This window comes from Thiohalospira halophila DSM 15071 (assembly GCF_900112605.1).
In the GTDB taxonomy this organism is placed as follows: Bacteria; Pseudomonadota; Gammaproteobacteria; order Thiohalospirales; family Thiohalospiraceae; genus Thiohalospira; species Thiohalospira halophila.
Genome location: NZ_FOMJ01000003.1, coordinates 111,048 through 131,748, shown reverse-complemented (window position 1 = coordinate 131,748; position 20,701 = coordinate 111,048). Strand labels below are relative to the sequence as shown.

General features: G+C 70.1%; 21 protein-coding genes and 1 tRNA gene. 16 read left to right on the top strand and 6 right to left on the bottom strand.

Features of this window, described 5'->3' with window-relative positions; translation table 11 throughout:
- The first annotated feature begins 16 nt into the window (after positions 1-16).
- Positions 17-355: a P-II family nitrogen regulator gene (locus tag BM272_RS06150; RefSeq protein ID WP_093427895.1), complete on the top strand. Its 339-nt coding sequence runs from the start codon at positions 17-19 to the stop codon at positions 353-355.
- 14 nt (positions 356-369) lie between these two features.
- On the opposite strand, the gene BM272_RS06145 is transcribed toward BM272_RS06150, so the two are convergent.
- The gene (locus BM272_RS06145) at positions 370-891 is read right to left on the bottom strand and encodes a nitroreductase family protein (protein ID WP_093427894.1); all 522 of its coding nucleotides are present in this window, start codon (positions 889-891) and stop codon (positions 370-372) included.
- A 41-nt stretch (positions 892-932) separates the two neighbouring features.
- Positions 933-1,706: an outer membrane protein assembly factor BamD gene (locus BM272_RS06140; RefSeq protein WP_093427893.1), complete on the bottom strand. Its 774-nt coding sequence runs from the start codon at positions 1,704-1,706 to the stop codon at positions 933-935.
- Positions 1,707-1,821: 115 nt separating this feature from the next.
- Here BM272_RS06140 and rluD point away from each other — a divergent pair, with 115 nt between their 5' ends.
- Genes rluD through BM272_RS06125 form a run of 3 tightly spaced genes read left to right on the top strand, consistent with a single transcriptional unit; the run spans position 1,822 to position 4,192 of the window.
- Complete coding sequence (gene rluD / locus BM272_RS06135) at positions 1,822-2,778, top strand: 23S rRNA pseudouridine(1911/1915/1917) synthase RluD (protein ID WP_399349084.1); 957 nt, start codon at positions 1,822-1,824, stop codon at positions 2,776-2,778.
- On the top strand, positions 2,775-3,506 hold the full coding sequence (gene pgeF / locus BM272_RS06130; RefSeq protein WP_093427891.1) for a peptidoglycan editing factor PgeF: 732 nt from the start codon (positions 2,775-2,777) through the stop codon (positions 3,504-3,506). The genes rluD and pgeF overlap by 4 nt, the downstream gene beginning before the upstream one ends.
- Complete coding sequence (locus BM272_RS06125) at positions 3,506-4,192, top strand: lysophospholipid acyltransferase family protein (protein ID WP_093427890.1); 687 nt, start codon at positions 3,506-3,508, stop codon at positions 4,190-4,192. Before pgeF ends, BM272_RS06125 begins: the two co-directional genes overlap by 1 nt.
- A 7-nt stretch (positions 4,193-4,199) precedes the next feature.
- Here the strand turns inward: BM272_RS06125 and BM272_RS06120 are convergent, their stop codons facing one another.
- The gene (locus BM272_RS06120; protein WP_093428002.1) at positions 4,200-4,520 is read right to left on the bottom strand and encodes a BrnA antitoxin family protein; all 321 of its coding nucleotides are present in this window, start codon (positions 4,518-4,520) and stop codon (positions 4,200-4,202) included.
- Positions 4,521-4,837: 317 nt separating this feature from the next.
- On the opposite strand from BM272_RS06120, the gene clpB reads away from it, so the two are divergent.
- From clpB to nfi, 4 genes are all read left to right on the top strand, one after another.
- Positions 4,838-7,435 carry an ATP-dependent chaperone ClpB gene (clpB, locus tag BM272_RS06110; protein WP_093428001.1) on the top strand — a complete coding sequence of 866 codons (2,598 nt, stop codon included), beginning with the start codon at positions 4,838-4,840 and terminating at the stop codon, positions 7,433-7,435.
- Between the two features lie 123 nt (positions 7,436-7,558).
- Positions 7,559-7,945: a DUF5362 family protein gene (locus tag BM272_RS06105; RefSeq protein ID WP_093427889.1), complete on the top strand. Its 387-nt coding sequence runs from the start codon at positions 7,559-7,561 to the stop codon at positions 7,943-7,945.
- 16 nt (positions 7,946-7,961) lie between these two features.
- On the top strand, positions 7,962-8,441 hold the full coding sequence (locus BM272_RS06100; RefSeq protein WP_093427888.1) for a hypothetical protein: 480 nt from the start codon (positions 7,962-7,964) through the stop codon (positions 8,439-8,441).
- Positions 8,434-9,108: a deoxyribonuclease V gene (gene nfi / locus BM272_RS06095; RefSeq protein ID WP_093427887.1), complete on the top strand. Its 675-nt coding sequence runs from the start codon at positions 8,434-8,436 to the stop codon at positions 9,106-9,108. The genes BM272_RS06100 and nfi overlap by 8 nt, the downstream gene beginning before the upstream one ends.
- Before the next feature lie 90 nt (positions 9,109-9,198).
- Here nfi and traF read toward each other — a convergent pair whose 3' ends face one another.
- Positions 9,199-10,404: a conjugal transfer protein TraF gene (gene traF, locus BM272_RS06090; RefSeq protein WP_093427886.1), complete on the bottom strand. Its 1,206-nt coding sequence runs from the start codon at positions 10,402-10,404 to the stop codon at positions 9,199-9,201.
- A gap of 193 nt (positions 10,405-10,597) precedes the next feature.
- Positions 10,598-10,673, bottom strand: a tRNA-Glu gene (locus BM272_RS06085).
- Positions 10,674-10,836: 163 nt separating this feature from the next.
- On the opposite strand from BM272_RS06085, the gene pcnB reads away from it, so the two are divergent.
- The 6 genes from pcnB to panD all read left to right on the top strand — a co-directional run bounded on the left by pcnB (position 10,837) and on the right by panD (position 15,475).
- Positions 10,837-12,123, top strand: coding sequence for a polynucleotide adenylyltransferase PcnB (gene pcnB, locus BM272_RS06080; protein WP_240308043.1), 1,287 nt, complete (start codon positions 10,837-10,839; stop codon positions 12,121-12,123).
- Positions 12,120-12,623, top strand: a complete 504-nt coding sequence (gene folK / locus BM272_RS06075; protein WP_093427884.1) for a 2-amino-4-hydroxy-6-hydroxymethyldihydropteridine diphosphokinase — start codon at positions 12,120-12,122, stop codon at positions 12,621-12,623. Before pcnB ends, folK begins: the two co-directional genes overlap by 4 nt.
- Entirely contained in the window at positions 12,616-13,281 is a 666-nt protein-coding gene (locus BM272_RS06070) for a deoxynucleoside kinase (RefSeq protein WP_093427883.1), read from the top strand. Before folK ends, BM272_RS06070 begins: the two co-directional genes overlap by 8 nt.
- A gap of 54 nt (positions 13,282-13,335) precedes the next feature.
- Complete coding sequence (gene panB / locus BM272_RS06065; RefSeq protein ID WP_093427882.1) at positions 13,336-14,133, top strand: 3-methyl-2-oxobutanoate hydroxymethyltransferase; 798 nt, start codon at positions 13,336-13,338, stop codon at positions 14,131-14,133.
- A gap of 20 nt (positions 14,134-14,153) precedes the next feature.
- A complete protein-coding gene (panC, locus tag BM272_RS06060) occupies positions 14,154-15,002 on the top strand; it encodes a pantoate--beta-alanine ligase (RefSeq protein WP_093427881.1) in 849 nt (282 codons plus the stop codon).
- An 83-nt stretch (positions 15,003-15,085) separates the two neighbouring features.
- Positions 15,086-15,475, top strand: coding sequence for an aspartate 1-decarboxylase (gene panD, locus BM272_RS06055; protein WP_093427880.1), 390 nt, complete (start codon positions 15,086-15,088; stop codon positions 15,473-15,475).
- A gap of 159 nt (positions 15,476-15,634) precedes the next feature.
- Here the strand turns inward: panD and ppc are convergent, their stop codons facing one another.
- Complete coding sequence (gene ppc, locus BM272_RS06050) at positions 15,635-18,448, bottom strand: phosphoenolpyruvate carboxylase (protein ID WP_093427879.1); 2,814 nt, start codon at positions 18,446-18,448, stop codon at positions 15,635-15,637.
- A gap of 211 nt (positions 18,449-18,659) precedes the next feature.
- On the opposite strand from ppc, the gene pgi reads away from it, so the two are divergent.
- A complete protein-coding gene (gene pgi / locus BM272_RS06045; RefSeq protein ID WP_093427878.1) occupies positions 18,660-20,321 on the top strand; it encodes a glucose-6-phosphate isomerase in 1,662 nt (553 codons plus the stop codon).
- Positions 20,321-20,677, top strand: a complete 357-nt coding sequence (locus BM272_RS06040; protein ID WP_093427877.1) for a DUF4870 family protein — start codon at positions 20,321-20,323, stop codon at positions 20,675-20,677. The genes pgi and BM272_RS06040 overlap by 1 nt, the downstream gene beginning before the upstream one ends.
- Positions 20,678-20,701 lie beyond the last annotated feature (24 nt).

Below are 20,701 nucleotides of genomic sequence, written 5' to 3'. Positions count from 1 at the left end.
CTGGGAGGAACACGCCATGAAGAAGATCGAGGCCATCATCAAGCCCTTCAAGCTCGACGACGTGCGCGAGGCGCTCTCGGATGTCGGGGTGGCCGGCATGACCGCCACCGAGGTCAAGGGCTTCGGCCGGCAGAAGGGCCACACCGAGCTCTACCGCGGCGCCGAGTACGTGGTGGACTTCCTGCCCAAGGTGAAGATCGACGTGGTGGTCGATGACGACCAGGTGGATACCTGCCTGGAGGCCATCACCGAGGCCGCCCGGACCGGCAAGATCGGCGACGGCAAGATCTTCGTCACCCCCGTGGAGCGGACCATCCGCATCCGCACCGGCGAGGAGGACGAGGCGGCGCTATAGGGGCGCTGCCCCGGCTACCGGTAGCGGACGAGTTCTTCCAGCGGCCGGCGCGGGGTGGGTTCCGGGACCTCCGCCGGGTAGCCCACGCAGAGGATGGTCAGCGGCACCAGCTCCTCGCCGGTGCCCAGGGCCGAGCGCACCGCCGCCTCGTCGAAGTGGCCCACCCAGGTGGAGCCCATGCCGGCGGCCACCACGGCCAGCTGGGCGTAGGCGGCGGCGATGGTGGTGTCCTGGATGGCGTAGAGGTCCGCGCCGCGCTGGCCGTACTCCGCCGCCGAGCGCGCCGGCTCCGCCAGGAAGACCAGGCTCACCGGCGCCTCGCCGATGAAGGATTCCCCGGGGGCGGCGGCATCCAGGGCCGAGCGCAGGCCCTCGTCCTGGATGACCTCGATGCGCCAGGGCTGGATGTCGCCGGCCGAGGGGGCGGAGGCGGCCACCTCGATGATGGCGTGGAGCTTTTCCGCCTCCACCTCCCGCTCCTTCCGGAAGCGGCGGATGGAGTGGCGGTGGCGCACCGTCTCGAAGAAGTCCCACATCGCCCGTTCTCCCCTCGAATTGTCGTGTCAGGCCGGCCCGTTCAGTCGTTGTCGGCCAGGGCCTGTTCCAGTTCCCCGATGCCCTCGTGCTCCGGGTGGTTGGCGCGCAGGACGGAGAGCGCATCACGGGCCAGGTCGGTCTCGCCCAGCCGCACGTAGGCCTGCCCCATGATCGCCAGGGCCTCGGCCACGGCGGGGGTGCGATCGTAGTTCTCCACCACGTAGCGGGCCCGGTCGGCGGCCGCCACCCACGCCTCGCGGTCGAGATAGTACTGGGCCACGTGGACCTCGTAACGACCCAGGCTGTTGCGCAGGTGGATCATGCGCTGGATGGCGTCGCCGGCGTAGTCGCTCTCCGGGAACTCGCGGACCAGTTCGGCGAAGTGGCGGAAGGCGTCCCGCGCTCCCTGAGGATTCCGCTCGTCCGGCGACTGGTTGAACAGCTTGTTGAGGAAGCTGCGGTTCTGGCCGTAGGCGGCGAGGCCACGCAGGTAGTAGGCGTAGTCCACCTGGGGATGGCGCGGATGCATCTCGATGAAGCGTTCGGCGGTGTCGATGGCCGACTGCGGCTGGCTGGTGCGGTAGTAGACGTAGGCCATGTCCAGCTGCGCCTGCTCCGCGTAGCGACCGTAGGGGTACTCGCTCTCCAGCTCCTGGTAGTACTCCAGGGCGGTCTGGTAGCGCTCCGACTCCATGGCCTCGCGCGCCTCCTCGTAGTAGCGCTCGGCGGACCAGTCGTCGCGATTCAGGGTGCCGCAGCCGGCGAGGAGGCCGAGGGCGAGGAGGGTCGGAGCCAGGAGGTATCGGGGGAACATGCCGCTGGGGTATCCTGCCGCGTCGGAAACTGGGACCCCGCAGTATAACGGCAGCGGGGTCGGTTCGAAACGTGCAACCCTTCTTCCATCCGCAGGGAGGCCTCCCTTGGCCGAGATCCCCGATGAGGGCGCCCTCGAGGCGGCGATCCCCGAGACCGAGGCCGGTCGGCGGCTGGATCAGGCCCTGGCCGCGCTCTTCCCGGACTACTCCCGCAGCCTCCTTACCCGCTGGCTGAACGAGGGGCGCGTCACCGTCGACGGCGGGCCGGCCCGGCCCCGGGACAAGGTGGCCGGCGGCGAGGTGGTGGCGGTGACGCCGGAGGCCGGCGGCGAGCCGCGCTGGGAGCCGGAAGAGCTGCCGCTGACGGTCCTCCACGCCGACGAGGATCTGCTGGTCATCGACAAGCCGGCCGGGCTGGTGGTCCACCCCGGCGCCGGCAACCCCTCAGGGACCCTGGTCAACGCCCTGCTGTACCACTACCCGGAGCTGGCGGACCTGCCGCGCGCCGGCCTGGTCCACCGCCTGGACCGGGATACCACCGGCCTGCTGGTGGTCGCCCGCAGCCGCGCCGGCCATACCGGGCTGGTGGCCGACCTCCAGGAGCGGCGGATCAAGCGCCAGTACACCGCCGTCTGCCACGGCGTCCCCACCGGCGGGGCGACCATCGATGCCCCCATGGGCCGCCACCCCCGGGATCGCAAGCGCATGGCCGTGATCCGCGATGGCAAGCCGGCGGTGACCCGGTTCACCGTCGCCGAGCGCTTCGCGGCGGCGGCCCGGCTGGACGTCACCTTGGAGACCGGCCGTACCCACCAGATCCGCGTCCACCTGGCCCACCGCCGCCATCCGATTATCGGCGACCCGGTCTACGGCCGCCGCCGCGCCGCCCCGGGACGGGTGGCGCCGGCGGCCGCCGAGGCCATGGCCAACTTCCCGCGCCAGGCGCTGCACGCCGCGCGCCTGGCCCTCACCCACCCGCGCACCGGCGAGGAGCTGGCCTGGGAGGCGCCGCTGCCGGCGGACCTCGCCGGGCTTCTGGCCGCCCTGCGCGGGGAGGCGGCCCCGGCATGACGGCCCCCGCCTGGTTTGCCCCGGATTGGCCGCGTCCCCCCGGCGTGCGGGCGGCGGTGACCACCCGCGCCGGCGGGGTGAGCCAGGACCCCTTCGCCAGCCTGAATCTCGCCGACCACGTGGGCGATGAGCCCGCCGCGGTGGCCGCCGACCGGGCGGCCCTGGTGGAGGCGCTGGGGCTGCCTGCCGAGCCGGCCTGGCTGGAGCAGGTCCACGGCGTCGCGGTGGCCGATGCCGGCGCGGGCCCGGGGCAGCAGGCCGACGCCAGCGTTGCGACGGAACCCGGCACGGTCTGCGCGGTACTCACCGCCGATTGCCTGCCGGTGCTCCTGGCGCGGAGCGATGGTACGGCGGTGGCCGCCGCCCACGCCGGCTGGAAGGGGCTGGCCGCCGGGGTGCTGGAGGCGACGGCGGTGCGATTGGGCCCGGGCCGTATCACCGCCTGGCTGGGGCCGGCCATCGGTCCGGCGGCCTTCGAGGTGGGCGAGGAGGTCCGGGCCGCCTTCGTCGATTCCGATCCGGGTGCCGCCGCCTGCTTCCGCTACCAGGGCGGCTCGCTCCACGCCGACCTCTACGCCCTGGCCCGGCGGCGGCTCTTCGCCGCCGGGGTGGCGGTGGTCCACGGCGGCGGGCGCTGCACCTTCACCGAGGGGGAGCGCTTCTACTCCTACCGTCGGGAAGGCCGCACCGGCCGCATGGCCACGCTGATCTGGCGGGACCCGGTCTGATGGGGTGGGTCGGCTGGGTAGGGTTGGTCGCTGTCCTGGTCCTGGTGGTGTTCGTCATCCAGGCCGGCCGCCGGGCCAACCAGGCCGACTGGGGCGGCCCCTTCCTCAACTGGCTGGACGGCATCAACCGGATCCTCTGCCGCCGCTTCCACCGGCTGGAGGCGGACCCGGTGCCGCTGCCCGAGCACGGCTCGGCGCTGGTAGTGGCCAACCACGTCTCCGGACTGGATCCCCTGCTGATGGTCGCCGCCTGCCGGCGGCCCCTGCGCTTCGTCATCGCCGCCGAGGAGTACCGGCGCCCCGGCCTGCGGCGGCTCTTCGACGCCATCGGCTGCATCCCCGTGGAGCGCAGCCGCCATCCCCACCTGGCCCTGCGCGCCGCCCGCCGCGCCCTGGAGCGCGGCGAGGTGGTGGCCCTCTTTCCCCAGGGGCGGATCGACGTGGACGAGGACCCGGAACGCCCCCTGAAGGGCGGTATGGCCTGGCTCTCGGCGAGCACCGGCGCCCCCGTGCAGCCGCTGCGGGTGACCGGCGTGCGCGGCCGCGGCCAGACCCTGCTCGCCGTCTTCCGCCGCAGCCGCGCCCGGATCACTGCCGCCGAGCCTCGAACCTGCCAGTCGGCCGACAGCCAGGAATGCCTGGAGGGGATCCGGGTGGCGATCCTGGGACGACCCCGGTCCGGCTAGAGGGTCGTTATCCGTCCTGGCCGGTACCGCCGGCCTCGGCCTGCTCCGGTTCGTGTTCCCGCAGCCAGTCCTGCAGGGCCGCATTCATGCGACCCTGCCAGCCGGGGCCGCTGGCGCGGAAGCGCTCCACGACATCCGGCGACAGCCGGATGGTGATCCGCTCCTTGGTCACGGCGGCGGGTGGCCGGCCGACCCGGCGCAATTGTCGCGCCTCTTCTTCGGTTGGCTCGTAGGTATCCGGGTCGGCCGCGATGCCGGCCTCGATGGCGGCCTCTTCCTCCGGTGTGTTCCCGTCGAGCCGCCGGCCGTCAGGCAAGGTTTTCGACATAGCGTCGGATCTCCCGATCATTCGCGGCTCCCCGTAGTCTCGATGGTCATCCTCCATCGCCCACAGAGTGTCCCACTCCAGGGCAGCTGCATCCGCCAGGGAAAGGCCGTGCTTGGCGATGTTGCCGGCATCCTTGCCGGGATCGAACTCCATTTCCATTCGGTTAATGTATGTACAGAAAATGGGTGATGCAAGGAGGGCGCGTGCTCGCCCTCGCCGTTCACCTTGAAACCCGCCCGAAACTCCCCCAGATATACGGGTAATCGAGGCCCACGTGGCCTGTCGTCAAGTATCGAGTCAGGAGTCAGCACATGCGAATGGACAAACTCACCACCAAGTTCCAGCAGGCCCTGGGCGAGGCCCAGAGCCTGGCCGTGGGCCGGGATCACCAGTTCATCGAGCCGGTCCACCTCATGGCCGCCCTCATGGACCAGGAGGGCGGGACCATCCGCCATCTGCTCCAGCAGGCGGGTGTCCAGACCAACGCCCTGCGCTCGCGCCTGGGCGAGGCCATCGACCACCTGCCCACCGTCGAGGGCTCCAGCGGCGACGTCCACGTCTCCAACGACCTCTCCAAGCTGCTGAACCTCACGGACAAGCAGGCGCAGAAGCGCCAGGACAGCTATATCTCCAGCGAACTCTTCGTCCTCGCCGCCGCCGACGAGGACAAGGGCAAGCTCGGCGAGCTGATGCGCGAATTCGGCGCCACCAAGGAGGCACTGGAGCCGGCCATCGAGTCCCTGCGTGGCGGCGAGGCGGTGAACGACCCCAACGCCGAGGACACCCGCCAGGCGCTGGAGCAGTACACCATCGACGTCACCGAGCGCGCCGAACAGGGCAAGCTCGACCCGGTCATCGGCCGGGACGACGAGATCCGGCGCGCCGTGCAGGTCCTCCAGCGGCGGACCAAGAACAACCCCGTGCTCATCGGTGAGCCCGGCGTGGGCAAGACCGCCATCGTCGAGGGGCTGGCCCAGCGCATCGTCAACGGCGAGATCCCGGAGGGGCTGCGGGACAAGCGGCTGCTCTCCCTGGATATGGGCTCCCTCCTGGCCGGCGCCAAGTACCGCGGGGATTTCGAGGAGCGCATGAAGGCGATCCTCAATGACCTGGCCAAGCAGGAGGGGCAGGTCATCCTCTTCATCGACGAGATCCACACCATCGTCGGCGCCGGCAAGGCGGAGGGCGCCATGGATGCCGGCAACATGCTCAAGCCGGCCCTGGCCCGCGGTGAGCTCCACTGCATCGGCGCCACGACGCTGGATGAGTACCGCGAGAACATCGAGAAGGATGCCGCCCTGGAGCGCCGCTTCCAGCAGGTGGTGGTGAACGAGCCCACAGTGGAGGACACCGTCGCCATCCTGCGGGGCCTGAAGGAGAAGTACGAGGTCCACCACGGCGTGGAGATCACCGACCCGGCCATCGTCGCCGCGGCGCAGCTCTCCCAGCGCTACATCACCTCGCGCATGCTCCCCGACAAGGCTATCGACCTGCTGGACGAGGCGGCCAGCCGCCTGCGCATGGAGATCGACTCCAAGCCGGAGGAGATGGATCGCCTGGAGCGGCGCCTCATCCAGCTCAAGATCGAGCGCGAGGCGCTGAACAAGGAGTCCGACGAGGCCTCCCGGGAGCGGTTGAAGAAGCTCGAGGAGGAGATCGCCGATCTCGAGAAGCAGTACAACGACCTCGAGGAGATCTGGAGCTCCGAGAAGGCGGCCCTGCAGGGGGCGCAGCACATCAAGGAGGAGCTGGATCGCGCCCGGGTGGACGTGGAGACCGCCCGCCGCGCCGGCGACCTCCAGCGCATGTCGGAGCTGCAGTACGGCCGCATCCCCGAGCTGGAGCGCCAGCTCGACCTGGCCACCCAGGTGGAGATGTCCGAGACCCGGCTGCTCAAGAACTCCGTGGGCGAGGAGGAGATCGCCGAGGTCATCTCCAAGTGGACCGGGATCCCGGTCTCCAAGATGCTCGAGGGTGAGAAGGACAAGCTCCTGCGCATGGAGGAGGCCGTGGGTGAGCGGGTCATCGGCCAGCAGGAGGCGGTGGCCGCCGTCTCCGACGCCATCCGCCGCTCCCGGGCGGGGCTCTCCGACCCCAACCGGCCCAACGGCTCCTTCCTCTTCCTGGGGCCCACCGGCGTGGGCAAGACGGAGCTCACCAAGGCGCTGGCCGGCTTCCTCTTCGACACCGAGGAGGCCATGGTCCGTATCGATATGTCGGAGTTCATGGAGAAGCACTCCGTGGCCCGGCTCATCGGGGCCCCGCCGGGCTACGTCGGCTACGAGGAGGGCGGCTATCTCACCGAGGCGGTGCGCCGCAAGCCCTACTCGGTGATCCTGCTCGACGAGGTGGAGAAGGCGCATACCGACGTCTTCAACATCCTGCTGCAGGTGCTGGATGACGGCCGGCTCACCGATGGCCACGGCCGGACGGTGGACTTCCGCAACACGGTCATCGTCATGACCTCCAACCTGGGCTCCCAGGAGATCCAGAACATGGCCTCCGAGGCGGACTACGACGCCATGAAGTCGGCGGTGATGGGGATCGTGGGCGACCACTTCCGGCCGGAGTTCATCAACCGCGTGGACGAGGTGGTGGTCTTCCACCCGCTGGAGCAGGAGCAGATCCGCCGGATCGCCGACATCCAGTTCAACTACCTGCGGGAGCGTCTGCAGGACCGCCACATGGATGTCGAGGTCAGTGAGGCCGCTCTGGACAAGCTGGGCGAGGCCGGCTTCGACCCGGTCTACGGTGCCCGGCCGCTGAAGCGGGCCATCCAGCACCTGGTGGAGAATCCGCTCTCCCGGGAGCTGCTGGCCGGGAACTTCGTCGCCGGCGACGTCATCCTGGTGGATCTCGATGCCAACGGCGAGTTCACCTTCGGCAAGTCGGAGCGCAAGGCCTCGGTGGCCTGATCCGGGCCACCCGCTGACGGCAGGCCCCCGCTTCCCTCCGGGAGGCGGGGGCCTTTTCGATCGTATTGTCCCCGTCGCTGCAAGCGGCGCTAGAATGGGCACCAGACCTAGCAGGAGTTTCCCATGTCCGAACAGACCCCCGTCGTCAGTGCCGAGCTGGTGGCCCCCCTCTACCAGGCCCGCGGTTGGGTGCGCGCCGCCGGCGTCGCCATCATCTTCCACGGCCTGCTGCTGGGCATGACCCAGATCGGCCTGCTGCTCGCCTGGGTCCCGGTCTGGCTGGGCATCGTCGCCTTCGGCATCGCCAATGCCGCCGAGTCGGCCCACGAGAGCGATGACCCCGCCTCGGTGACCCTGATGAACCGGCGGTTGCGGCTCTTCTTCCAGATCCTCGCCGCCCTGGCCATCGTCGGCCTGGTTTTCGGGTTCGCCTTCCTGGTCCTCGGCGGCGGCGATGGCGGCATGGGACCGGACCGCATGCCGGCCCCCGGCGCTCCGCCGGCGCAGTAGCGCGAGGGCGGCAGCCGTGGCCGCCGACGCTGAGATCTGGCCCGATGCCGCCTACCAGGACGGCGTGGAGGCATTGCGCGCCCACCTCGGCGAGCCGGTCTGGCTGCTGGAGACCACCTTCAACGGTTGGCAGGCGCCGGTCCTCCACCCGGGAGAGCCAGTGCGGCTGCTGGCGGTGGTCGAGTATCCGGAGCCGGACCCCCGGCGCGGGTTGATGCCCCACTTGCTCATCACCGACGACGGCCTGGGCCGCAACCTCGGCCGTCTCCTGCGGGTGAGCGTGGAGCGGCCCTTCGACCCCGCGCCGGAGGAGGTCCTCTACCGCAACGGCCCGCTGGTGGAGCGGCTCTGCTTCCGCCAGCGGCGCCTCTCCCACGCCTGGCTCCGGGAGGCGGCCCACTACCACCTGGGCCGGGTCCTGGGGCGGCCCACGCCACCGCCGGCCATTCCAGGTCCCGCCGAGGGCGAGGGGAGGGACGAGGGCGCCGATGGCTGAGATGGCCGGCCGCCGCATTGCCGCCGCCCACCGGCTCCAGCGCTGCCTGGCCCGGCGGGTGGAGACGGCGGACCGGCTGGGGCCGGTGGAACGGGTGGCCGGGGTGGACGTCGGCTTCGAGGAGGGCGGCCGGGTGGCGCGGGCCGCGGCCGTGGTCCTCGCCTGGCCGGGGCTGGAGACCCTGGAGACGGCCATCGCCCGGGAGCCGGTACGCCTGCCCTACATCCCGGGACTCCTCTCCTTCCGTGAGGTCCCGGTGATCGCCGCCGCCCTGGGGCGGCTGGCCGCGCCGCCGGACCTCGTCGTCTGCGACGGGCAGGGCATCGCCCACCCCCGGCGGCTGGGGGTCGCCTCCCACCTCGGCCTGCGGCTGGAACTCCCCACCATCGGCGTGGCCAAGAGCCGGCTCATCGGCGAGCACGGGCCGGTGCCCGAGGAGCGGGGCGGCCGGGTCCCGCTCGGGGAGGGCGACGAGACCCTCGGCGCGGTGGTCCGTACCCGCACCGGGGTACGGCCGGTCTACGTCTCCCCGGGCCACCGCGTGGGGCTGGAGACCGCCGTGGCCTGGACCCTCGCCCTGGCGCCACGCTACCGCCTGCCCGAGACCACCCGGCGCGCCGATGCCGCCGCCTCCGGCAAGCGGATCCGGGAGGCCTTCCCGCGCTGACAGCCCGCCCAACGAGAAAACGCCCGTGCCGAAGGGCGACGGGCGTTCGGGGCATCCCCCGCTGGAAGGCGGGGGAGTGCGCAGGGCGGCCTAGAAGCGCACGCCCAGCCGCACCGAGGCCTGGACCTCCTGATCGGAGTAGGCGGCACCCACATCCAGGATGTGGAAGAGGCCGACACCGGCGTGGACGGTGTCCTCGTAGGAGTCGGCGAGGTCGGTGCGGTAGCCGGCGCGAAGCTGCAGCCAGTTCCAGGCGTCGAACTCGCCGCCGATGGCCAGGTACTGGGTGGGCCGGTCGAAGCCCTCCGCGACGGGATCGTTCTCGGTGAGGTCGAGGTCGATGCCGATGGTGGAGATCCCGGTGTGGTGGGAGATCCCGGCGCGGTACTGGGGGTTGAGCTCCAGGTCGTTGCCCTCGGCCGTCGTGTAGGTCTGGCCAATGATGTTCTTGACCATCAGACCAGTGCGGACACCGTTGTCCCACATCTTGGAAACACCAAGGTCAGTATTGAAGTCGGTCTCCTCAGTGGTGTTCTCGTCGATGTTGAAGTCCGTGTCATCGTTCAGGTCAGTCGTGTAGTCAAAGGTCTGCACCTGAAGGATCTTGGGGGTCAGGCCGAAGCTGATCCCGTGGCCGGCGATGTTGAACTCCTTCGCGAGCGAGATCCCATACTCGCCGACCATCATCCCCCGACTCGTGACACTGGATTGGAGGTCGGAGTCAGTGCTTATGGCCTCTGGGTTGTTCGGGTCGGCATTGGCGAGGCCTTCCAGTTTAGCCTGGTCCTCGTAGTGCGCCTTGACGCCACCAAAGACGCGCGCACCGCCGTAAACGGACATCCCCCACTCGCCGGTGGTGCCGGCGCCCAGGACCCCGGCGAAACCCTCCACCTCGATAGGGCTGTTATCGATACTCTGCAGCGAGCTATCCAGGGCCGCTGCTGCATTCTGCACTGCCCGAGCATTCTCGATTGTCGGGTTTGAATCCAGCTGTTCCGTTGCGGATTCAAACCGGTCGATATCATCTTCAAGGTCGGAGAAGTTGTCGATAATATCCTCATCCTGCGCTGCAGCCCGTAGGGAGACGATGGGCAGCTCCAGATTGAAATCGGCATCCTTGTTCGGAGCCCCCAGCAGCGCCGGGTTATAGAAGCTGGCGTTGGAGGGGTTGCCGGCGGAGGTGCCGATATTGCCCATGCCCACGGAGCGGGCATCGTAGATGCCGAAGGAGGCGGCCTGGGCGCCCCCGGTAGTGAGGGCAGCCGCGGTGGCGGCGGCGAGGATGCGGATACGCATGGTGATTCTCCCCTGGTGACGGGACTCGCCGACCCTGGCGCATGCCCCTTGATGGTCGTTTCCCTTCCCTGGGCTGTTGTTGGCCTCATAGTAGGCCGGAACGGGAAAAGGTTTCCACCATGCGGGCGTTCGATTTTCGGGGCCGGGAACGAGAACGCCCCCGGGACCGAAGGTCGCCGGGGGCGTCGAGAGATGGCGCTCCCAAGGGGACTCGAACCCCTGTTTCCGCCGTGAGAGGGCGGCGTCCTAGACCACTAGACGATGGGAGCTTTTGCTTCCGGGCCGCTGCAGGCTTCCTGCCGCGGCCGACAGGTGTGGTATTATACCGCCATGATTCGCTGGCTCAAGAGCAGATTACAGAAACTCGTCGGTCGTCCCGACCCAGGTCCCCGGATCATCCCCCGCGAGGAGCACCCCGTCTCCCGCTCGGCGATGTCCGCGAACGTCCTCAAGGTCCTGACACGGCTCCACAATCACGGTTACGCCGCCTACATGGTCGGGGGCGGGGTGCGGGATCTGCTCCTGGGCCGCGAACCCAAGGACTTCGATGTCGCCACCGACGCCACGCCGGACGAGGTCAACAGCCTCTTTCGTAACAGCCGCCTCATCGGGCGGCGTTTCAAGATCGTCCACGTCCACTTCGGCCCCGAGATCATCGAGGTAGCCACCTTCCGGGCGGCTGCCGAGAACGGCGATGGCGAGGTGGAGCGCAGCGAGGACGGCATGGTGCTGCGGGACAACGTCTACGGCACCCTGGAGGAGGACGCCTGGCGGCGCGATTTCAGCGTCAACGCCCTCTACTACAACATCGCCGATCACTCCATCGTCGACTACTGCGGCGGCTGGGAGGATGTCCAGGCCGGCCTGCTGCGGATGATCGGCGACCCGGCGGAGCGCTTCCGCGAGGACCCGGTCCGGGTGCTGCGGGCGGTGCGCTTCGCCGCCAAGCACGGCTTCCGCATCGAGCGCGAGACCGAGGCGCCCATGCGCGAGCTGGGCGACCTCCTCAACGGCGTGCCCCCGGCCCGCCTCTTCGAGGAGGTGAACAAGCTCTTCCTCAGCGGGGCGGCGGTCCAGAGCTACGAGCTGCTGCGCTACTACGACGTCTTCCGCATCCTCTTCCCCATCACCGAGGAGGCGCTGCAGCGCGAGGAGGAGGGCTTCCCGCTGCTCTTCCTCATCCGCGCCCTGGAGAACACCGACCGGCGGGTGAACGAGGGCCGGCCGGTGACACCGGCCTTCCTCATCGCCGCGCTGCTCTGGGAGCCGGTGCGCCAGCACGTGGCCTCCGCCCGCAAGGCCGGCGAGAACCCCGGCCGCGCCCTGCAGGTGGCGGCGGAGCAGGTGGTCAGCGGCCAGGTGAAGCACGTGGCCATCCCGCGCCGCTTCTCCACCGCCGCCCGGGAGATCTGGTCGCTTCAGGATCGCTTCCACCAGCGCGCCGGCAAGCGGCCCTGGAAGCTCATGGAGCATCCGCGCTTCCGCGCCGCCTACGACTTCCTGGTCCTGCGCGCGGCGGCCGGCGAGATCGATCCGGAGGTCTCGGACTGGTGGACCCGCTTCCAGGATGCCGACGAGGGCGAGCGCGAGCGCATGGCGGCCCAGCAGCAGGGCGGCGGCGGGAACAATCGCAAGAAGGGGCGCCGGCGCGGTGGCCGGCGCCGCAAGCCGAAGTCCGATGCCGGGTCCGAGCAGTCCGGGGGCAACGGCGGGGAATGACCACGGTCACCGCCTGGGTCGGCGTGGGCGCCAATCTCGACCGGCCCTTCCGGCAGGTAGCCGCGGCGCTCGCCGGGCTGGACGACCTCCCGGCCACCCGCTGCACCGCGACCTCCCGGATCTGGCGCAGCCCGCCCATGGGCCCGCCGGACCAGCCCGACTACGCCAATGCCGTCGCCCGGCTGGAGACCGCGCTGGGCCCGGCAGCCCTGCTGGCCGCCCTCCATGAACAGGAGGATGCCGCCGGCCGGGTCCGCGCCGAACGCTGGGGGCCGCGGGTGCTGGATCTCGATCTGCTCCTGCACGGCGATACCGAGAGTGACGATCCGGCCCTGCGCCTGCCGCATCCCGGGGTCTGGGAGCGGGACTTCGTTCTCCATCCCCTGGCCGAGATCGATCCCGACCTGATCCTCCCCGGCGGCCGGCCGCTGCGCGAGCAGCTGGCGCGGGTGCCGGCAGGGCCGGGGCTGGAACCGACCGAGGAGGGGGCCCATGGCTGAGGAGGCGACTACCGAGGGGGCGCCGCGATTCGTCGCCGTGGAGGGGCCCATCGGCGTGGGCAAGACCAGCCTGGCCCGGCGCCTGGCGGCGAGCTTCGGCAGTGACCTGCTGCTGGAGGACCCGGCGGACAACCCCTTCCTCCAGCGCTTCTATACCGATCCCCGGGGCGCGGCCCTGCCCACGCAGCTCTCCTTCCTGCTCCAGCGGGTCCGGCAGATGGAGGCGCTGGCCCAGGGGGACCTCTTCGCCCCGGTGCGCGTGGCCGACTACCTCCTGGACAAGGATCGCCTCTTCGCCGAGCTGACCCTGGATCCCACCGAGCTGGAGCTCTACGACCGCCTGGCCGAGCGGCTGGCCGCCGAGGCGCCGCGCCCGGACCTGGTGGTCTACCTCCAGGCCCCGGCCGAGACCCTGGTACGACGGGTGGAACAGCGCGGCCGCGACTACGAGCGGCCCATGGCCCGGGACTACCTGGAACGGCTGGCGGAGGCCTACACCCGCTTCTTCCACGCCTGGGACGAGACACCGCTGCTCATCGTCAACGCTGAATCCCTGGACTTCGTGAACAGCGAGGCCGACTACGAGCTGCTGCTGCGGGAGGTCCGCCGGATCCGGGCGGGGCGCCACTACTTCAACCCGGCGCCGCTGGATCTGTAGCCGCGGCGCAAGCGGTATCATTCCGAACTGATTCGACGAGCAGGAGAGAAGCCCATGGCCATGCCCTCCCTGGCGCAACTGCGACGGCTCAAGGAGCGGGGCGAGCCGGTGGCCACGCTCACCGCCTATGACGCCAGCTTCGCCGCCCGCATGGACGAGGCGGGGGTGGACCTGCTGCTGGTGGGCGATTCCCTGGGGATGGTGGTGCAGGGCTTCGAGACCACGGTACCGGTGACCCTGGATGCCATGGTCCACCATACCGCCGCCGTCCGCCGGGGCAGTGGCCAGCGGCCGGTCATCGCCGATCTGCCCTTCCTGACCTTCGGCGATCCGGCTACCGCCCTCAATGCGGCCGGCCGGCTCATGCAGGAGGGCGGCGCCCACGGCGTCAAGCTGGAGGGGGGCGGGCCCGTGGTGGAGATCGTGGCCGAACTCACCCGGCAGGGGGTCCCGGTCTGCGCCCATCTGGGGCTGCTGCCGCAGACCGTGTTCAAGCTCGGCGGCTACCGCGTCCAGGGGCGCGGCGAAGAGGCCGGGGAGGCGCTGCTGGCCGAGGCCCGGGCGCTGGAGGAGGCCGGGGCCGACCTGCTGGTCCTGGAGGCCGTCCCCGCCGAGGTGGCGGGGAAAGTCCGCCGGGCCCTGACCATCCCGGTCATCGGTATCGGGGCCGGCCCCGACTGTGATGGCCAGGTGCTGGTTGCCTACGACGCCCTGGGGCTGACCCCGGGGGGCGGGCCGGCCTTCAGCCGGGACTTCCTGGCGGCCACCGGCTCCATCCCCGCCGCCCTGGCCGAGTACGTGCGGGCGGTAAAGGCGGGCGACTTCCCGGGGCCGGAGCACACCCTGGCCTGAGACCGGAACGGAGGCGCATCGTGCATACCGATCGGGAGATTCGCGGCATTCGTACCGCCGTCGCCGGCTGGCGGGGGCGAGGGGAGTACATCGGCCTGGTGCCCACCATGGGCAACCTCCACGACGGTCATCTACGGCTGGTGGAGGCGGCGCGCCGGACTGCCGACCGGGTGGTGGTCAGCCTCTTCGTGAACCCCCTGCAGTTCGCCCCCGGCGAGGACTACGAGCGCTATCCGCGCAGCTTCGAGGCCGACGCCGCCCGGCTGGCGGAGGCCGGTGTCGACCTGCTCTTCGCCCCCGACGTGGCCACGCTCTATCCCGATGGGGGGAGCCGGCCGCCCACGCGGGTGGAGGTCCCCGGTCTATCGGATATCCTCTGCGGCGCCGGCCGGCCCGGCCACTTCACCGGCGTGGCCACGGTGGTCACCAAGCTCTTCAACATCGTCGCCCCGGATGCCGCCTGGTTCGGGGAGAAGGACTACCAGCAGCTGCTGGTGATCCGGCGGCTGGTGGCCGACCTCTGCCTGCCGGTGGAGGTCTTCGGGGTGCCGACGGTGCGCGAGTCCGACGGCCTGGCGCTCTCCTCGCGCAACGGCTACCTCACCCCGGAGCAGCGGGCGGCGGCGCCGGCGCTCTACCAGGCCCTGACGGCCGCCCGGGACGCCGTGCTCGCCGGGGAAGAGCCGGGTAATGCCGACACCGCCGGCTGGAACCGGCTTCAGGAGGCCGGCTTTGAGCCGGAGTACTTCACCATTCGCCGGGCCGCGGACCTGGACGAGCCCGGCCCCGAGGACCGTGATCTGGTCGCCCTGGCCGCCGCCCGCCTGGGGGAGGCGCGGCTCATCGATAACGTGCGCTTCGAGCGGTGAGAGCGGTCCCGGGATTGCATGCGGCCACTCCGGCCGCCATACTTTATCGGTTGTGAGTCCCTGCTTTCGAGGTTCTTGAACCCATGGAACTGACCCTGCTCAAGGCCAAGCTCCATCGCGCCACCGTGACCCACGCCGAGGTGGAATACGAGGGCTCCTGTGCCATCGACAGCGACCTGCTGGAGAAGGCGGGGATCCGCGAGTACGAGCAGATCCACCTCTACAACGTCGCCAACGGCGAGCGGCTGGTGACCTACGCCATCCGCGCCGAGGCCGGTAGCGGGATCATCTCGGTCAATGGCGCCGCCGCCCACCGCGCCACCCCCGGCGATCCGGTGATCATCTGCGCCTACGCCACCCTCTCCGAGGCGGAGGCGGATCGCCACGAGCCGACGCTGCTCTACTTCGACGCCGACACCGGCGATAACCGCATCCAGCAGATCAAGCACGCCGTCCCGATCCAGGCCGCCTGAGGGCCGCACCCACCCTTCCGCGACCCCGTCGTTCCCGCGCAGGCGGGAACATCGAGAACGTAGCCACTGATGCCGGAATGCGCGTTGGAGGGCTGTTCTCGGGGTTCCGGACTGGCGCTGCGCGCCATCCGGAACGACGGGGGCCCGGGGGCGGGGCGATCAGCCGGTATTGCGCATGCCGGCGGCGATGGCGTTGATGGAGCGCAGTAGCGGGTCGCGCCACAGCTCCCGTTCTCCCTCTTCGCGCGCCTCGTCGCGATAGCGCCGGAGCAGGGTGATCTGGATGTGGTTGAGGGGATCCAGGTAGGGATTCCGCCGGGTGAGGGAGAGCATGAGCCCCGGCGTCTCTTCCAGTAGCTGGCCGCTGCCACTGATCTCCAGGACCTGGCGGACCGTGCGATGGTACTCGTCCTGGATGGCCCGGTAGATCCGCTTCGCCGTCTCCGGGTCGTCGCAGAGTTCGGCGTAGTGGGCGGCGATGTTCATCTCCGCCTTGAACAGTGACATCTGCGCGTTGGAGAGCAGGCTGCGGAAGTAGGGCCACTCCCGGTACATGGTCTGCAGGTGGGCCAGCCGCGAGGGGTCGTCGCCGCGCCAGTTCTCCAGGGCGGTGCCGATGCCGTACCAAGCCGGGATGGTGTGGCGGGACTGCGCCCAGGCGAAGACCCAGCCGATGGCCCGGACCGAGGCCTTGGAACGGTCCTTCTTGTTGCGGTGCGACGGCCGGGAGCCGATGTTGAGCAGCCCGATCTCGTTGATGGGCGTCGCCTCGTAGAAGTAGTCGAGGATCCCCGGGGTGTTATCGGTGAGGTCGCGGTAGACGCGCTCCCCGTCGGCGGCCAGATCATCCATGATACCCAGGTAGTCGTCGCGGTCGTCGTGGTAGTCGGTGACCACGCTGCGACTGGCCTTCATCAGGCCGGTGACACCCATGGAGAGCTCGTAGACCGCCGTCTCCAGGTTGGAGTACTTGTAGGTCAGCACCTCGCCCTGCTCGGTGAACTTGATCCGGCCGCTCACCGTGCCCGGGGGCTGGGCGATGATGGACTCGTGGGTGGGGCCGCCACCCCGGCCCAGGGTGCCGCCGCGGCCGTGGAAGAGCAGGGTCTCGATGCCGCGCTGGCGGGCCAGCTCGGTGACGGATTTCTGGGCGTTGTAGAGGTTCCAGGAGGAGGAGACGATGCCGCCGTCCTTGCAGGAGTCGGAGTAGCCGAGCATGACCTCCTGGAGGTTGCCGGAGACGTCCAGAAGCTCGCGATAGACCGGCACATCCAGCAGTCGGCCCATGACCGGGCGGATGTGGTCCAGGTCCTCGATGGTCTCGAACAACGGGGCGGCACTGAGGTGGCAGAACCAGCCGCCATTGCGACGGCCCACCAGGCCCGCCAGGGCGCCCAGGAGCATGACCTCCAGCACGTGGCTGGCGGTGTGGGTCATGGAGATGACGTAGTTGCCGAAGGCGCGCGGGCTGATCTCGTCGCGCATCCGGGCCATCACCTCCAGGGTCTCCACCGTTTCGCGGTCGCCCTCGGGCATGAGTTCGGTATTGAAGTGGCGCTGGCCGGGGTCGCCGATGAGTTCGGCGAGCCAGGTCAGCCGCTGCTCCTCGTCCAGCTCGCGGTAGTCGGGCAGGGCGGTGTCCTGGTCGAACAGGGCCGCCACCGCCTCGGTGTGCCGGGTGGACTCCTGGCGCACATCCAGCCGCATGAGGTAGAAGCCGAAGGTCTCCGCCAGGCGGATGAGGTCCTTGAGCTCGGCATCGGCCGAGCGGGCGTCATCGTGGCCGATGAGGGAGTCGCGGATGAGGTAGAGGTCGCGCAGGAACTCGGTCTCGTCCACGAAGCCGGTATCCGGTTTCGGCGGCTCGTGGTCGTGGAGCCTTGCCTCCACCCGCGCCAGGTTGTCCCGAAGCCGGTGGCGCATGAGGTGGAGCTTGCGCCGGTAGGGTTCGGCATCGTAGCGCTCGGGCTCCCCGGCGAAGATGGTGGGGAAGCGCTGCTCATCGGCGGCGAGCTGGTCCAGGAAGGCCGAGGAGGGTTCGCACAGGGAGCGGGAGTGGGTGAGGCGGTAGGAGAGGTCGGTGACCCGCCGCAGGTACTCGCGGATGGTCTCCCGGTGCTGCAGGCGGACCGCCAGGGCCGTGGTCTCCGGTTTCACGAAGGGGTTGCCGTCGCGGTCGCCACCGATCCAGGAGCCGAAGCTCAGGAAGCTGGGTACGCTGATCTCGCTGCCATCGGAGCGGCGCGCCTCGCCGTAGATCCGGTGGACCGCCTTCTCCATATTGCGATAGGTCTGCGGGACCGCGGTAAACAGGCTTTCGCGAAAGTAGTAGAGGCCGTTCTTGATCTCGTCGCGGACCTGGGGCTTGTGGGCCCGGACCTCGTCGGTCTTCCACAGCACCTCGATCTGCGCCTGGAGGGACTCGACCACCGCCTCCTGCTCCTCGCTGTTCAGGCGCGTATTGTCCAGCTGCTGACTGATGACGAAGATCCGGCGCAGGGTCTCCATCACCGTCCGCCGGCGGGACTCCGTGGGGTGCGAGGTGAAGACGGGCCGGTAGACCAGCTCCCCCAGCAGGGCCTGGAGCTGGTCGGCATTCACCCCCTGTTCGTGGAATTCCCGCAGGGTGAGGTCGAAGGAGCCGAACCACAGCGGCCCGCCCTCGTGGAGCTGCTCCCGCCGCTTGTGGTGGGAGAAGGCCTCCTCGGCCACGTTGACCAGGCTGAAGTAGACGTTGAAGGCGCGGACCACGCAGGCCAGCGTATCCGCATCCAGGGAGTCGATGAGCTGCATCAACTGCTGGCGCTGGCGCGGATCGTCCCCCTCCTGGCGCAGGGCGATGAAGCCCTTGCGCAGCTTTTCCACGGCGGTGTAGACCCGGCCTCCGGCCTGATCGCGCAGGACATTCCCGAGCAGTCTGCCCAGCAGTTTGACCCGCGAGCGGAGCTGCTTGTCGGTGTGCGGTTCGCTCATGCCGACCCCGGCTGACGTAAGGGGGCGCCATTATAACGAAAGCGGCGCGCGGGTCACTGACCGATTCCCCTTTTCCGCCGCGGCGGTTTCCCGCGGGAGGTGCGCCGGGTCCTGATTGCCGGGCCTTTCGGCGTGGATGCCACGCGTTCTCCCTGCTATCTTGGAACGGCCCCGGAAGCGGGGCGTGGCCCCGGCGGCAAGGAGAGAGGACATGGCGCGACTCACGGAGAGGGCTGGCTGGCCGGTGCTGCAGGAGCACGGGCGCGAATGGGAGGGCGTCCGGCTCGCCGACCTCTTCGAGGCCGACCCCGACCGCTTCGTCCGCCACCACCGCACCTTCGCCGATGCCCTGCTGGTGGACTGGTCCAAGCAGCCGGTCACCGACACCACCCTCCGTTACCTCCTGGACCTGGCGCGGGAGGCGGATCTCCCCGGCGCCATCCGGCGGCTCCTCGAGGGCGAGCACGTCAATGCCACCGAGGATCGACCGGCCCTGCACACCGCCCTGCGGGCCGCGCCCGGGGCTTCCATCAAGGTGGACGGCGAGGATGTCGTCCCCGAGGTGATGGCCACGCGGCGGCGCATGGCCGAGATGGCCAACGCCGTCCACGGCGGCGAGTGGACGGGCGCTACCGGGCGACCCATCCGCCACGTGGTCAACATCGGCATCGGCGGCTCCGACCTGGGGCCGGCCATGGTCTGCCACGCCCTGGCCGAGCGCGCGCAGCCGGGGATGCGGGTCCACTTCCTCTCCAACATCGATGGCCGCCACCTGGAGGCGGTGCTGGCCGAGGTGGAGCCGGCGGAGACCCTGTTCATCGTCGCCTCCAAGTCCTTCGGGACCCAGGAGACGCTGACCAATGCCCGCTCGGCCCGGAGCTGGCTGCTGGAGCAGCTGTCGGAGGCCGACGCGGCGGAGGTGGTCCGGCGCCACTTCGTGGCGGTGAGTGCCAATACCGCGGCCGCCACGGAGTTCGGCATCGACGCCGAGAACGTCCTCGCCTTCCGCGACTGGGTGGGCGGGCGCTACTCCCTGTGGTCGGCCATCGGCCTGCCCATCGTCCTCTACCTGGGGGCGGAGGCCTTCGAGGAGCTGCTGGCCGGGGCCCGCGCCATGGACCAGCACTTCGCCGACGCCGAGCTGGCCGAGAACCTGCCCGTGATCCTGGGCCTCATCGGGATCTGGAACAACGACGTCCTGGGCCGGGAGACCCACGCCATCCTCCCCTACGACGAGGCCCTGGGCCTGCTGCCCGCCTACCTCCAGCAGGGCGACATGGAGAGCAACGGCAAGCGCGTCACCCTGGAGGGGGCGCCGGTGGACTATCCCACCGGGGCCGTGGTCTGGGGCGGCACCGGGACCAACGGCCAGCACGCCTTCTTCCAGCTCCTCCACCAGGGGACCCGCATCGTGCCCGCCGATTTCATCGCCGTGGCCGAGCCGCCGCCGGGTCGCGCCGATCACCACCGCATCCTGCTCTCTCACTTCTTCGCCCAGACCCGGGCGCTCATGCGCGGCAAGGGGGCCGACGAGGCGCGCGCCGAGCTGCGGGAGAAGGGGCTGGACGAGCAGCGGGTCGAGGCCCTGGTGCCCCACCAGGTGCTGGAGGGGAACCGGCCGAGTACCACCCTGCTCCTGCGCCGGCACGACCCCTGGAGCCTGGGGGCGCTGGTGGCCCTCTACGAGCACCGGATCTACGTGGAGTCGGTGCTGTGGGGGACCAACGCCTTCGACCAGTGGGGCGTGGAGTTCGGCAAGCAGACCGCCGGGCGGGTCCTGCCCCACCTGGAGGCGGGTGTGGCGCCGGGACTCTTCGATTCCTCCACCGAGGGGCTCATGGAGCGCGCCCTGGGCTGGCAGGAGGCCGATTGATGGCTGCCCCCTGGGAGGAGGACGAGGGGGAGGAGCGGCTGCAGACCATCATCCGGGTGGTCTACGTCCTCTACCTCATCGGCCTCGTCTTCGTGGTGACCGCCCCGGTGGGGGCAGCCATGGCCCTGTTCTACCGTCGCGGGGCCCCGCACTGGGTGGCGGAGCACTTCCGGTTCCAGGTCCGGACCTTCTTCATGGGATTCCTCTTCCTGGTGCTCATGGCGCTGAGCGGGCCCCTGGCCGTGCTGGTGGGTCTGCTCTGGGCGGTCTGGCTGGTCTTCCGCTGCGTGCGCGGCCTGCGGGCCGCGGACCTGCGCCAGCCGCCGCCGGACCCCGATTCCTGGCTGCTGGGATGAACCGGACGTAGTAGACTGCGCCGC

Coding starts and splice junctions, on each gene's coding strand:
- BM272_RS06070 (WP_093427883.1), top strand. CDS start 12,616: ATGGCTGAGGAGGCGACTACCGAGGGGGCGCCGCGATTCGTCGCCGTG.
- folK (WP_093427884.1), top strand. CDS start 12,120: ATGACCACGGTCACCGCCTGGGTCGGCGTGGGCGCCAATCTCGACCGG.
- BM272_RS06140 (WP_093427893.1), bottom strand. CDS start 1,706: ATGTTCCCCCGATACCTCCTGGCTCCGACCCTCCTCGCCCTCGGCCTC.
- BM272_RS06040 (WP_093427877.1), top strand. CDS start 20,321: ATGGCTGCCCCCTGGGAGGAGGACGAGGGGGAGGAGCGGCTGCAGACC.
- pcnB (WP_240308043.1), top strand. CDS start 10,837: ATGTCCGCGAACGTCCTCAAGGTCCTGACACGGCTCCACAATCACGGT.
- BM272_RS06120 (WP_093428002.1), bottom strand. CDS start 4,520: ATGTCGAAAACCTTGCCTGACGGCCGGCGGCTCGACGGGAACACACCG.
- ppc (WP_093427879.1), bottom strand. CDS start 18,448: ATGAGCGAACCGCACACCGACAAGCAGCTCCGCTCGCGGGTCAAACTG.
- BM272_RS06145 (WP_093427894.1), bottom strand. CDS start 891: ATGTGGGACTTCTTCGAGACGGTGCGCCACCGCCACTCCATCCGCCGC.
- pgeF (WP_093427891.1), top strand. CDS start 2,775: ATGACGGCCCCCGCCTGGTTTGCCCCGGATTGGCCGCGTCCCCCCGGC.
- nfi (WP_093427887.1), top strand. CDS start 8,434: ATGGCTGAGATGGCCGGCCGCCGCATTGCCGCCGCCCACCGGCTCCAG.
- traF (WP_093427886.1), bottom strand. CDS start 10,404: ATGCGTATCCGCATCCTCGCCGCCGCCACCGCGGCTGCCCTCACTACC.
- panB (WP_093427882.1), top strand. CDS start 13,336: ATGGCCATGCCCTCCCTGGCGCAACTGCGACGGCTCAAGGAGCGGGGC.
- pgi (WP_093427878.1), top strand. CDS start 18,660: ATGGCGCGACTCACGGAGAGGGCTGGCTGGCCGGTGCTGCAGGAGCAC.
- BM272_RS06150 (WP_093427895.1), top strand. CDS start 17: ATGAAGAAGATCGAGGCCATCATCAAGCCCTTCAAGCTCGACGACGTG.
- BM272_RS06105 (WP_093427889.1), top strand. CDS start 7,559: ATGTCCGAACAGACCCCCGTCGTCAGTGCCGAGCTGGTGGCCCCCCTC.
- panD (WP_093427880.1), top strand. CDS start 15,086: ATGGAACTGACCCTGCTCAAGGCCAAGCTCCATCGCGCCACCGTGACC.
- clpB (WP_093428001.1), top strand. CDS start 4,838: ATGGACAAACTCACCACCAAGTTCCAGCAGGCCCTGGGCGAGGCCCAG.
- BM272_RS06125 (WP_093427890.1), top strand. CDS start 3,506: ATGGGGTGGGTCGGCTGGGTAGGGTTGGTCGCTGTCCTGGTCCTGGTG.